Source organism: Paenibacillus kribbensis (genome assembly GCF_002240415.1).
GTDB classification, from domain to species: Bacteria; Bacillota; Bacilli; order Paenibacillales; family Paenibacillaceae; genus Paenibacillus; species Paenibacillus kribbensis.
In genome coordinates, this window is the sequence record NZ_CP020028.1 from 5,741,435 (window position 1) to 5,754,988 (window position 13,554).

The 13,554-nt window shown below is 47.5% G+C and carries 8 protein-coding genes; 5 read left to right on the forward strand and 3 right to left on the reverse strand.

Annotated features, from left to right (window positions below):
* Positions 1–225: 225 nt before the first annotated feature.
* Entirely contained in the window at positions 226–3,690 is a 3,465-nt protein-coding gene (locus B4V02_RS25595; protein ID WP_094156889.1) for an S-layer homology domain-containing protein, read from the reverse strand.
* A 512-nt stretch (positions 3,691–4,202) separates the two neighbouring features.
* On the opposite strand from B4V02_RS25595, the gene bglS reads away from it, so the two are divergent.
* Together bglS and B4V02_RS27265 are read left to right on the forward strand one after the other, a co-directional pair.
* Positions 4,203–4,916, forward strand: a complete 714-nt coding sequence (gene bglS, locus B4V02_RS25600; RefSeq protein ID WP_094156890.1) for a beta-glucanase — start codon at positions 4,203–4,205, stop codon at positions 4,914–4,916.
* Between the two features lie 105 nt (positions 4,917–5,021).
* Positions 5,022–5,183: a transposase gene (locus B4V02_RS27265; protein ID WP_425270798.1), complete on the forward strand. Its 162-nt coding sequence runs from the start codon at positions 5,022–5,024 to the stop codon at positions 5,181–5,183.
* A 152-nt stretch (positions 5,184–5,335) separates the two neighbouring features.
* Here the strand turns inward: B4V02_RS27265 and B4V02_RS25610 are convergent, their stop codons facing one another.
* Positions 5,336–5,602: a hypothetical protein gene (locus tag B4V02_RS25610; RefSeq protein ID WP_094156892.1), complete on the reverse strand. Its 267-nt coding sequence runs from the start codon at positions 5,600–5,602 to the stop codon at positions 5,336–5,338.
* A 235-nt stretch (positions 5,603–5,837) separates the two neighbouring features.
* On the opposite strand from B4V02_RS25610, the gene B4V02_RS25615 reads away from it, so the two are divergent.
* Positions 5,838–6,422 (forward strand): Crp/Fnr family transcriptional regulator, encoded by a 585-nt coding sequence (locus B4V02_RS25615; RefSeq protein WP_094156893.1) that lies wholly within the window; start codon positions 5,838–5,840, stop codon positions 6,420–6,422.
* 8 nt (positions 6,423–6,430) lie between these two features.
* On the opposite strand, the gene B4V02_RS25620 is transcribed toward B4V02_RS25615, so the two are convergent.
* Positions 6,431–6,970, reverse strand: coding sequence for a DUF4386 domain-containing protein (locus B4V02_RS25620; RefSeq protein WP_094156894.1), 540 nt, complete (start codon positions 6,968–6,970; stop codon positions 6,431–6,433).
* 479 nt (positions 6,971–7,449) lie between these two features.
* Here B4V02_RS25620 and B4V02_RS25625 point away from each other — a divergent pair, with 479 nt between their 5' ends.
* Both B4V02_RS25625 and B4V02_RS25630 read left to right on the forward strand, forming a co-directional pair.
* Positions 7,450–8,949: a malate:quinone oxidoreductase gene (locus B4V02_RS25625; RefSeq protein ID WP_007433155.1), complete on the forward strand. Its 1,500-nt coding sequence runs from the start codon at positions 7,450–7,452 to the stop codon at positions 8,947–8,949.
* Between the two features lie 273 nt (positions 8,950–9,222).
* Positions 9,223–13,212: a glycosyl hydrolase 53 family protein gene (locus B4V02_RS25630; protein WP_094156895.1), complete on the forward strand. Its 3,990-nt coding sequence runs from the start codon at positions 9,223–9,225 to the stop codon at positions 13,210–13,212.
* The last annotated feature ends 342 nt before the right edge of the window (positions 13,213–13,554 follow it).

Consider the following 13,554-nt stretch of genomic DNA (forward strand, 5'->3'; position numbering starts at 1 on the left):
CCCTCTTATCTGTAAATTTATAACGACGACGCCACTTTGCCAAGGTGGTTTTTAGTTATGCCGTTTTTACAGTCACTGCCTTAACACCCATCTGCCCGGTATGCATTTCTGCCCTCTGGTGCACTAGATTGTATTTTTGACATGAAAAAGCTCCCCTCGCAGGCAGCAGGTTTTATGATTTAACCTGTCTACTGTAAGGGGAGCTATCATATTCTCGGAAACCTGTTAGATATGCAATGCGTCAAGCAGCTTGTAGATCATCGCGGTCGTTTCCGCTCGGGTGGCCTCGGCATCCGGCTGGAAGGTGCTATCTTCGTATCCGTTCAGGATGCCTGCGGAAACCGCAGTATTCACCGATGATTGCGCCCATGCTGGAATACTGGATGTATCCCGGAACGGATTCACTGTACCTTGAGAGCCGCTAGCATTTGAGTTCAGCGCTTTGGAGATCATGACGGCCATTTCTGCTCTGGTGATGACCTGATTTGCTTTAAAGACCGTTTTTCCTTGCTCCTTGTAGCCAGTGATCAGTCCGGCATTGGCAGCCGCTGCCACTTGAGCCTTGGCCCAGGAAGGAATTTTGCCGTCGTCGGCAAAGGTGGTTTCCTCATCGGACAGACGCAGCCCCAATGCGTTAACGAGAATTTTGGCAAATTGAGCGCGTGTGATTTGATCATTGGGACGGAACGTCTGGTTCTCAAATCCCTGGATGACATTCATACCGATCAAACGGTCAGTATACGATTGCGCCCAGTGTCCATTCAAATCGCTGAGTGCCAATGGTTTATAATCGTATACGGCGAATTTAGCCAAGCGATTGAAGCTGACGGTGACGGTTCCGTCTTCGTTTGGAGTTCCGCCAAGGTAGATCCATTTTTGCTGTGATTCGTTATAATAATAGACTGCTGGCTTGCTGTCCTGGGCAACTTTATCTGCTTGATAATGAACGGTGAGATTCACAGGCTTGCTCAAGTTATTACCGGATGTGCTGTTCAATTCAAGTACCTGGCTTAACAATTGAAGATTTCCCGCTGCTGGGGCTTGATCCTTCGGCAGAACGACAGCGCGAACTTGACCGTCCGAATTCACGGCCCCTGTCGGAATGTCTATGCTGAACACACCGTTGAGAGCCCCCTTCGATCCCTGCTGCGCCTTTACATCTATTTGCATAGTTGAAGGCTGTTCGTTTGCAGGCTTGCTGCTAGTGTTCGTTTCTCCACTACCACTACCGCCACCGCCACTAGTCTGGCCGGAGGAACTGTTGTTTGAACCGCTATTCGAGCTACCCCCAGATTGGCTGTCATTATCATTTGAATCGTTTTTCTTCCCAGCCTCTACAGATACGGTGCGTACGACTTCTTGTGCTGCGTTCCTCGCCAGATCGTTCACGTTGTAACGTAGAGTGTATGTCCCTGGTCTTGTGGTATCTACCGTACCGCTCACCAGAACGTCTCCCGAAACCCCGAAATTATCGGTAGCATCGGCCCCTTGCTCGCTGTATAAGGACCCTTGTTTCAGAGTCACGTGATGGGTCCCTTTTAGCGTAATTACCGGGGCCGTATGGTCGATAATTATCGGCAGGGAAAGTACGGCTTGTCTATCCAAATTATCCGTTGCTCTGAAATCAAGCGTATGCTTGCCTTCTTGGGAAACCTCAATAGGTTGGTTAGCTATATAAGGCTGATACTCGCCTTTGTCCATGGATAACTCCAGCTTGACGGACGTCACAGGCTCGGCGTATACACTTGAATACACACTGGCGGTAACGCTTTGGTTTGTCCATTGTCCACCTGTATAGCCTTGTCCATCGGCTGTTTTCATGGAGCCCAAAAGTTCTACGGATGTTATGTCGTCAAGACCTTTGACCGTTACATCGAACAGTTTGGTTACACTTACGTCTCCACGCGTAATGGTAGCTTTCAACGTAAGCGGCTGGTTCTCCCGCGGATAACGAACAAGCAGATGTCCATCATGGCTCAGGAGGTCCGGATTGGAGCTTTCCCATTGAATCATCGTCCCGTGCTCGCCTTCTTGCGGCAGTGTAATATCATCGGTGACTTGACTTGTATCACCCAAGCTCAAGGTGGCTGCTGTATGATCGACGGCCTGTTGGTCACTGTAAGGCTCAACGCTCACAAAAATCGGATTGGAATAGAACCACATATCGGAATAGTTGCGTTTGTTAATTTCCGAAAAACGGGTTTCGTTATCAGTGGTCGTATTCTTTGGATCAATCAGAGGTTCCCCGTTACTGGTTTCTCCAGGTACGTTGATTCCCAGGTTGGTGCCTCTCAGCCGGAAATATTGATTTTTGCTCGCAGCATCCAATTTATAAGTGATGACATGGTAACCCTCGGCGTCTGTCGTCCAGTCATTGCTGGTAAATCGACGAAGCACCTTGGTTGAATCATTGGTGCTCTTGGTATATTCAGCAGTTCCAGACGCTGCCGGTCCGGTAACATCCCCTGCAATCAGATCCACATGGTCAACCTGAACAGGCTCCCCGTTATTGTTTTTTTCAGGGCTCTTGAACCGGATCGTAAGCTGAAGATTATCTCCTTGTGTGACCTGAAGATTGCCGCCTGTCTCTTCCTTTTTTCCACCGCTGGTGATGTTAAAATCAAGTGCGTTAATTAAATCGCCATAGACGGAAAATGATTTTCCTGATCGCATACCGTCCACAACGGCTTTCATGGTGTTACCGTTCACCCATGTGTAATTTTTAGAGTATTCGCCGGGCCAGTAACCACTAGAGTATTTCCGGTCTTTGCTGATATTGAAATGGAAATCAGAATTGGAGAAAGTCCAGAATTTACGCCCTTCTCCAAGCAGCGCATCCCAGACGCCGCCAACTTTGGCAAGCGTGATATCTGCCCCGCCATACACATCGACGGTTTCCCCTCTGTCTGGAGACATCTGGTTGCCGGGCATGCCTTCAAACCCAAAAGCAATATTAGGGGCAAGATTATTAAAATCACGGATATCCGATATTTTAATTTCCGAGCTGCTCCCTTTTTTTCTCGAAGGATGATTGATGAAAACATAGCTGTCGGGGTAGTGATCTTTGAGCCATTGTATGGCGGTCCGGGTATCTTGTTTTGTCGAGTAAGCTCTGTTGCCTTGTAGCTTCCACTCGGCTACATTTGCGGGATCAAACGAGCTTTCGCTTCGATTGGTAAACATATATTCGAACTGGTTAATCGCCTTTAGTTCCTCTTCCGATCCCGGATGATCCGTGAGGAGGCCTACCCCTGCATGATCATATTGAGGCATGTCCCACTCAAAGCCGGAAAAGATAATTTTATCTTTGTATTTTCCTGAGTTTTGCAGCTCTTTTATTTTAGGCACCTGGTAAAGTGCCAGTCCCTTGGATAACGGAATTGCACCTCCAGACAGCGTAGTTCCGTTATCGTCTCGGCTTGACATCCGCAGATGATCGGAAAGGGCCAGCCAATCGAGGTGGTTTTGCTCAAACGCATGGTCCAACACGCTCGTAAGGGATTCCTGTGCATCATCAGACTGATAGGTGTGTGTATGATACTCACCTGTCATCCATTTTCCGTTACTAGTTTCGGTCTGAATCTGAGCTTCAGGAGCAGCGTATCCTTTAGATATAGGGAGCCCTGTAACGAGCATGCTGCACACCAGGGAGAGCGAAAATAATCGAAAAAACCGTTTTTTGGGTATCATTTTAAATAAGCCTCCAACTGTTATGTTTTCTCATGCTGTTCATCGTGTACATTTAAAATCCAAATGTGAAGCTACTACCTGTTTTGGTTGATCGTTTGGGGCTGATATTTTTCGGCATATTTTCCGTTCTTCCTTCCTTGTTCATTTAAAATGGATGAATGCATGCAGAAGCGGAAATACTTTTCCGCGGCTGCGTAGCTCACTTTATCATTTTTATGTTTTCGAGATGTCATAGTATTGTTAACTTTGCATAGCGTATATAATGGAAGCGGATTCAAGGTTTGAAGGTCCGTTGGATTAGCGCTCTGGCAGGTTAAAAAAGAAATTTTTTTGTTGGAATAAGAGAGGGAAGAATAATCTAATATTGCTTTTTTTTAGTAAATCGATATATAGTGAAGATACCGAGTATGAAAGCGTTCTATTTTTGTGCAGCAAAATGGCGAATATTTGCAATAGTTCATCGTTTTTCGCGACTTCTTTCATGTTCGGACAATCTTTTATGGAGGTGTAAGATGAAGAAGAAGTCTTGGTTCACTCTAGTGACGATTGGTATGGTCTCTCTGTTTTTTTCGGTAAGCGTTTATGCGGAGAATGTTTTTTGGGAACCACTTGATGGTTTCAATTCTGGTGCATGGCAAAAGGCGGATGGATATTCCAATGGAAACATGTTTAATTGCACTTGGCGCGCCAACAATGTCAATTTTACTAACGATGGCAAAATGAAGCTTGGTCTAACGAGCTCTGCGTACAATCAATTTGACAGCGGAGAGTATCGATCGACTAATACTTACAGATACGGCTTATACGAGGTCAGCATGAAGCCTGCTAAAAATACAGGAATCGTATCTTCCTTTTTCACGTATACCGGACCTGCTCACGGTACGCAATGGGATGAAATAGATATTGAATTTTTAGGAAAAGACACGACAAAAGTACAATTTAACTATTTTACAAACGGGGTTGGTGGTCATGAGAAGATTATCGATCTGGGCTTTGATGCATCAACAGGCTTTCACACCTATGCTTTCGATTGGCAGCCAGGGTACATTAAGTGGTACGTTGACGGGGTTCTAAAGCATACAGCAACTACGAACATACCGAGCACTCCAGGCAAGATTATGATGAATTTATGGAATGGCACTGGCGTTGACGACTGGTTAGGACCGTATAACGGAGCTAACCCGCTATACGCGGAATACGATTGGGTGAAATATACAAGCAATTAGCCCACAATACAAAAGCAGCCCTATATATGAACTGCACCCCATTTGTTAGACGCAACTAACAATGGAGGTGCGGTTTTTTTGTCTAAATTCAGTTTAGGACAGAAATTGGAAGTCATTCATAGATATCAGACTGGTAATGAAGGCGTGAAATCCATAGCGGAATCATTAGGAGTTCATCATGAAGTCTTACGTATGTGGATTAAGCAATGCGAATATCACGGCATAAACCGAATTGAAAGAAAGTGTCGTGCCGATCGGGATGCATAAAGAAGGACGGTTCAGTCTGCCGATGGAGGGGAGCAGCAGCGGTTGTTCGCGATTGACTTCAGCCAGCAAGTCTAATGAGCCGTCCAGATGGAAGAAGCCCCGCTTCCCTATAAAGGTGAAAGCAGGACAATTTTTTTTTATTTACATTCTACCTACAAATTTCTCGCTATATGCGGCTTGCTGTAGTGGCTTGTTCCGCCGCCGCCAACCAATACTCGTCCGCCTTTGTTGAAGATGAGCAACTTGCTCGAACCGTTAGCCAACAAGACGGTCACTTTCGCGTGGTTGGCTGTTGCAATATAGATCACGTAGCCGCTTCTTGACACAACGGTTCGCCAATTCCGGTCGAACTCAGATCTGACGACACGGTTGGAATAGACTTGATTCTCGACATTGCGGGCTGCTGTTTTTTTGGGCATGCAGAATGTCACCTCCTGTCAATATCATCGTATTCATGTCCTGCAGATTGGAATGGACAATGATCAAGGCTTGGCAGGCCTATTTTGTTTACATTGACTCTCCAATCGGATTTACGGAGCAAACATGCACCGACTCCTATTTTTACTTGGGAACTAGGTTCATGATATAAATTGGAGATTCAGATGGAATGACACTGACCATAATAACGAATGTATGAGCTGAAGGGAGAGGACAATGAAAAGCATATTGTTCAATCATATGATGAAATTTACATATTTTAACGATGAGGAACAACAGGCTATCGCTGAAAAAATCCTTATTGAGGAATATAAAAAGGGAACCGTGTTCCTTAGACAAGGGGACGTACCCACAACATGTTATTTCGTGTTGAAAGGATGCGTAAGGCAGTACTCGATAGATGAAACGGGAAAAGAGGTCACATCCAATTTCTACACAGAAGAGCAAGCGGTCTCGATTTTCAACCGTCATCAACAAATTAAGCCATCTGCGTACACCTTCACTTGCCTAGAAGACTGTGTATTAGTTGTTGGTGATCTTATTGCCAAAAAAGACATGTTGGACGAATTTTCACAATTGGAATCCATGATACGCAAGATGGTGGAAGAAAACCTGGGCGAGGTACAAGATGAATTGGCTTCATTTATAGCTTCTACACCTGAAGAACGCTACAAAGCACTATTACGAAAAAGACCTCATCTAGTCAATCGTGTACCTCAGCATCAATTGGCAAGCTATCTTGGTATTACTCCAGAGTCATTAAGTAGAATCAAGAAGCGGATCAATACCCATGATTTTTAGAAAAGCTGTCATGCTCTTTTGAGAAGTTTTGCTCCTCTGAGCAGCAGCCATATCCCAAAGCCCAGTTCTCCTGCAATCATGGGTATAGCAAAAACAAGATTAAGTATTGCAATTACCCCATCATATTGTGAAAGAAACGTTTTGCTTAGGTGAATGACAATATAGCCTATTGAAGCAAGCAACAATAAAATGCTGATAACTTTAGGAATGCTGTCTGATTTTAAAGCCACATAGCCCACAATCAACAGATGCCCTCCAAAAAAGATCAAACCAATAGACCAAATAAATTCGAATGCTTCAAGAAACAGCATCATGAGTGATTGAATTTGTTCGATCAGGATGATGATCCACCCCAAAATTTCGGCGTCAAAAAGACCATTTGATGACAGGATGTTGTTAAATGTGGTGCTGGCATCACCCTCCATCACAAGACTTCTATGGACAAAACCATAGGAAAAAAATGCAGCGAGTGCCATGATGATAAGTAATGTACCAGCAGTTAAAGCGGATTTTCGCTCATTGGATAGTTCTCTCACTGAGGTAGCCATAAAGTAGCCTCCTATAACACATTGTTAATTTTATTTTAATAGGAGGAGTAAGACCGATCATTGACTTAAATCAAGGGGACATAGAGATTTTTAACTGTTTTTATGAATCACCCGACAACTCTGCCCGCATAATATGGATATGATTAAGACATAATTCCATCTCCAGCAAGATAAAATATTACCCATCAGCAATAATCCACTCATCATTAGTATGTCATGGATTATTGCGAAGGCCCCATTTTCGGTTAAAATAGTTCTAACGCTAAATCCTTTTTTTCTGAAGAGAATTCTCACTTTTTAGCAAAAGTAGTTTATAATTATCAGAGGAAAGACGATATAATTTTTAAATGCTTATATTTAAGCTATAATGGAGACAGAAAAGAAAAGATATGTTCCTGAGTGGAGCCTTGCTTCTTGTATCACCTAAGCAGGAGGGCCTGCTCTTTTTTTGCAAATTCAAAAAGATAAGGAAGGTTTTTATGAGCGGAATGCAGAAAAAAACAGACGTTATCTTAATTGGTGCCGGAGTCATGAGCGCGACTCTGGGATCATTGCTGAAAGAGTTAGCACCAGAATGGGAAATTAAAGTGTTTGAGAAACTCGCAAACGCAGGAGAAGAAAGCACTAACGAATGGAATAATGCGGGTACAGGCCATGCTGCACTATGCGAGCTGAACTATACATCCGAAAAAGCTGACGGATCTATAGATATTCGTAAAGCTGTAAACATTAATGAACAGTTTCAGCTCTCAAGACAGTTTTGGTCTTTTCTTGTAAGCAGCAATTTAATTCGTAACCCACAGGACTTTATCAAGCCAATACCTCATATGAGTTTGGTAACAGGTGATGAAAATGTATCTTTTTTGAAAAAAAGGTTTAAAGCGCTTTCAGATGTTCCTCTGTTTCAGGGAATGGAATTTTCCGATGATCCTGAAAAACTGAAGGAATGGATTCCGCTGATCATGGAAGGCCGTACATTAAATGAACCGATTGCGGCGACCAAAGTCGACTCTGGAACAGATGTCAATTTTGGTGCTTTAACACGCATGTTGTTTGATCATTTAAAAAGTAAAAATGTCGAGATTTATTACAAGCATAAAATTAAAGATATTAAACGTACGAGCGATGGCTCGTGGGAAGTCAAAGTGCAAAATCTGGATAACGGCAAAATCGAATACCATACTGCCAAGTTCGTCTTTATCGGCGGTGGGGGCGGAAGTCTGCCTTTACTACAAAGAACCGGTATTCCTGAGTCCAAGCATATCGGAGGATTTCCGGTAAGTGGGCTTTTTATGGTATGTAAAAATCCTGCAGTTGTCGCGCAGCACCATGCCAAAGTATACGGTAAAGCCAAGATTGGTGCGCCTCCCATGTCTGTTCCACATCTGGATACGAGATACATCGGCAACCAAAAAGCACTGCTGTTTGGACCGTTTGCCGGTTTCTCACCCAAGTTTTTGAAAACGGGTTCAAATTTGGATCTGATCTGTTCTGTAAAACCAAATAACCTCTGTACGATGTTGGCGGCAGGCGCAAAAGAGATGGCATTGACCAAATACCTGATCCAGCAAGTGATGTTATCGAATGAAAAGCGCCTGGAAGAATTACGCGAGTTTATTCCGAACGCCAAAATCGAGGACTGGGAGATCGTAGTAGCCGGCCAACGTGTGCAGGTGATCAAAGATACGGAGGCTGGTAAAGGAGCCCTTCAATTTGGTACAGAAGTGGTTAGTGCGGCTGATGGCTCGGTAGCTGCATTGCTCGGTGCTTCTCCAGGTGCTTCTACTGCTGTTAACGTGATGCTGAAAGTATTAGAAAAATGCTTCCCACAACATATGAAAGAATGGGAGCCGAAAATAAAAGAAATGATTCCTTCTTACGGTGTGTCACTAGCGGAAAACCCGGAGCTTTTCCAAGAAATTCATGCTTCCACAACGCAGACGCTTGGTCTGGGACAAAAAGAACCGCTCCATCGTTAATTTTTGAATGCAGGAATAATGAAATATGCAATGACTCAGGCCCAATTCACTGGTAAATAATCCTACGATATGCATTAAAATCACATCAGCAACAACGCCAAGCGGTGGGAGGTCTTCCCACCGCTAAAATGCTTGCTTAAGAATACAAAATGTTGCAATCCTCCCATGTTTCCGATCATAGGTGTCTGATATAGTGTTCACAGTAATTGTGTAAGCGCTTTATAAAGTGGAATCACTTATGGTTATTCGGGTTTGAAGAAAGGGGACAGGGAGATGAGAAGAAAGAGACAGGCATGGTTGTTGCTGGTGGTGGCGATCGTGTTCGTGTTCGGTTCGTGGCCGATGCGGCTGACACCAGCAGCGGCGGCAGAATCGGCCGATCCTTCGGCAGTCGTAAACGGGGGGTTCGAGACGAACTTCTGGAGTGATCAATCGTGGCAGGTCGAAGCATCGGATTGGAAGCAGGTGGATATTCAGCATTATGCCTATGCCAGTGATCCATTTATTACGCCGTCCGAAGACACGTATGCGTTCAAGTATTGGATCAACGACGCTGCGCCGGCGAATCAGCAGGTCACAGTCAGCCAAAAGCTTCTGACGTTGCAGCCAGGCAGCTATGAGCTGTCGGTGCAATCGATGGGCGGCTCCGATGCTGCAGCGGGACATGTACAGGTATTCGCAGGTATCGATCAGAGCAGTGAGGTGTCAACGTCAGGCTACAACCAATGGGGAAGCGTGACCTTGAAATTCGTGCTGACCGAGCAAACTTCCGATCTGGTCATTGGAGCGAGGATCAGCGGCGCTGCGGCTGCGTGGGGCTATCTGGACCGTTTTTCCTTAAAGCAGGTCAGCACGGATACGACCCAGCCGGTGGCAGCGGATATTTTCGTGAAGAAGGTTGAGGGATTGAAGCCTGATTTTATCAAAGGTGTCGATATATCCAGTATTCTTTCCCTGGAGCAGAGTGGAGTACGCTTTTATAACGAACAGGGCACCGAGCAGGACATATTCCGGACGCTGAAGGAATCGGGCGTAAACTATATCCGGGTGCGTGTGTGGAATCATCCGTATGATGCCAAAGGCAACGGCTATGGCGGCGGGAATAACGATCTGGCCAAAGCGGTTGAAATCGGCAAGCGGGCGACTGCCAACGGCCTGAAGCTGCTGGTAGATTTCCACTATTCCGATTTCTGGGCCGATCCGGGCAAGCAGCATGTGCCGAAGGCCTGGCAGAGCCTGAGTTTTGCTGACAAGGAGCAGGCGGTGTACGACTATACCCGGAATAGTCTGCAGCAATTGCTTGATCAGGGCATAGATGTAGGGATGGTGCAGGTCGGCAATGAGACGAATCAGTCGTTTGTCGGGGAGAAGGATTGGACGAGGATTAGTGCTTTATTTAATAAGGGAAGCCAGGCGGTGCGTGCTGTCGATCCGAATATTCTTGTGGCACTGCATTTTACCAACCCGGAGACGCCGGGCCGTTATGCTTCCTATGCGAAGGCGCTGTCGGACAATCATGTGGACTATGATGTCTTTGCCAGCTCGTATTATCCGTTCTGGCACGGTTCGCTGAGCAATCTCACAGCAGTGCTGAAGCAGGTTGCAGATACGTATGGTAAAAAAGTGATGGTGGCAGAAACATCCTATGCGTATACATCTGAAGATGGCGATGGACATGAGAACACCGCTCCGAGAAGCTCGGGACAGACGCTGGACTATCCGATCAGTGCTCAGGGGCAGGCTACGTCAGTCCGTAATGTCATTGAAGCGGTGTCCAATGTAGGCGATGCAGGCATTGGTGTATTTTATTGGGAGCCGGCCTGGCTGCCAGTGGGACCGAAAGCAGATGTCGAGCAGAACAAACGGCTGTGGGAACAATATGGTTCCGGCTGGGCGGCCAGCTATGCTGCGGAATATGACCCTGACGATGCAGGAAAATGGTACGGTGGCAGCGCGGTAGACAACCAGGCGTTGTTTGATTTTACAGGCCATCCGCTTTCTTCGCTGAATGTGTTTAAGTACGTCAACACCGGAGCGGTTGCTGCACTCCAGATCGACGAGGTCCAAGCGGTAACGGTAACGGCGGGCGCGGGCGAGAACATCTCGCTGCCGGATTCAGTCACCGTCACGTATAACGATGGCAGCACCGGAACACTCGCTGTGGAGTGGGATCAAGCGGCCTTGGAGCAAGCGGTGAGCCAGGGAGCGGGCAGTTACGTGATTAACGGCACAGCCAAAGGCGGTTATCCGGTGCAGGCGACGCTGGAGATTCGGCGGCCGAATCTGCTGGTGAACGGCAGCTTTGAACAGAGCGACCGGAGCATGTGGAAGATTACCTATGGTAACGAAAGTGCTGGTAACGAAAGCGCGCCGCACACGGACTACCAGCACAAAGCTTCCGATGCGAAGTCGGGCCAGTATTCGCTGCATTTTTATTCGGCGGATGCGGTCAATTTCCGGGTGGAACAGGCTGTCTACGGTTTGAAGCCGGGCTACTATGATCTCTCGATGTCAATCCAGGGCGGCGATGCGAAGAACGCGCAGATGAAATTGTTTGCCACGACCAGCGGCAAGGAAGATACAGTGGATACCGGTGTAAATGGCTGGGTACAGTGGAAGCAGCCGGTCATTCGTGATATACGGGTAATCGACGGCAAGCTGACGGTGGGGGCTTCCATCCAGGCAGACGGCGGGGCGTGGGGAACGCTGGATGATTTCTATCTGACGTTCGTCAGGGATGCAGAGGCGACGAACCCGGGTGAGGGTACAACGCCAACACCTGAGCCAGTACCTACACCAACCCCGGCACCGGGTTCGACACCAGATCCATCTCCGGCTCCAGTACCGACACCGACGCCAGCACCAGGCAAAGACTCCTCCAGGAATTCGTCTACTGACGACGGCGGTACATATGGCGGACAGAGTGAGAATGTGACAGCTAGAGTGGATGGCGGCAAGAACAGTAGTACTTTGCTCTCCAATGTTGTCATTCAGCGGACAACGCTGTCCGATGGGTCGAAAAAAGATCGTGTCAGCTATGGAGCTGCTCAGGCACGGGAGGCATTGAGCAGCGTGAAAGCCGAAGGACGTCCCAGCGTGCGGCTGGTGATGCCTGATCCAAAGGATGAGATCGCCGAGCTTGAATTCGCCCTGCCACAGGATACAGCGAAGACGCTGGCGGATGCGGGGGTTGGTCTGGAAGTATACACGAACCATGCGCGTCTGATTCTGTCTCCATCAACGCTTGCTTCGATGGACGGGAACCGTCAGTTTACGCTCAGTCCGGTAAAGGGTGCAGCGGCGATCCAGACGATAGCGGAACGGGCCAAGCAGAATGGCCTCGTGCAAGCAGCGGCAGGTCAGGGTGAAGTTCGTGTTATCGGCCGACCGGTGATGATCGAGACGAATCTCCAGGGGCAGCCTGTAGAGCTGGTGCTGCCACTCCCGCAGCAGTCGCTGCCAAGCTCTGCCTCTGCCGAAGAACTCCAGGCTTTCCTGACCAAGCTGGCCGTGTATGTGGAGCATAGCGACGGAACCAGGGAGCTGTTGCAGCCGATGCTGCTATGGGACGGGAACCAGCCGGCAGGGCTTAGCTTTAGTGTAAACAAGTTCAGTACCTTTACGGTGTTGCATCTAGACAAGCAGACCGCGAGCATAGGCAGAGCGCAGGAAAATAAGCGTTCGCAGCCGTATATGCACGGCTACCCGAACGGGACTTTCCAACCAGCACGTACGATGACACGGGCGGAGCTGGCAGCGATTCTGTCCCGTCTGGCTGCTGAACGGTCCGAGCAGCCATTGGTGGAATCGCCAGTATCGCAGAAGCGCGTCAACTATACGGATGTTGCAGGGCAGAACTGGGCTACCGGAGCGATTGATACCGTGACAATGGCCGGATGGATGAAGGGCTATAGCGGCAGCACTTTTGGACTGGAGCGTCCGATCACTAGAGCGGAGATGGCGACAGTGCTGGCACGCTGGCAGAATCTGAGCGGTCCAGCTTCGACTGCCTTCCCGGATACGGCCGGACACTGGGCGGAAGGTGATATTGCCCGGGTGCAGCAAGCCGGATATATGCATGGCATGCCGGACGGCAGTTTCAAGCCGGACCAGACTCTGAGCCGGGCAGAGGCGGTCACTTTGTTCAATCGGGTAGGGAAGAGAGAGCCGGTATCCTTCGCCGATTCGGCCAGGTGGTCCGATGTCCCGGCCGGGCATTGGGCTTTCCGGGACATTGCCGCAGCAACAACCCCGATTCACTAGGATATACCGATAGGCGAAGCCAATCTGCATTTTCTATCTGCATGTACGGATCACATTCGGTTGGTGATTCCCCAAGAGACCTGGCCTGTTGCAATAGGATAATCCGTACATGCAGAATAAATACAAAAAATATCAAGGTAAACAGTTAGTGAGGAAATGCCCATTAAATCAATCCGTCAAATGTTATATTGAAAGGAAGCCCATCCCGGCAGAATCAAAAGGTTGTTTGATGAACATGCACTTCTATATGAAGCATGTGATATCGGTGAATATTGGAGCAAAAAGACTATTGCCGGATTGGTCTTGATGCCGGCAACCAGACATCATTTTTTGCATTTGCAT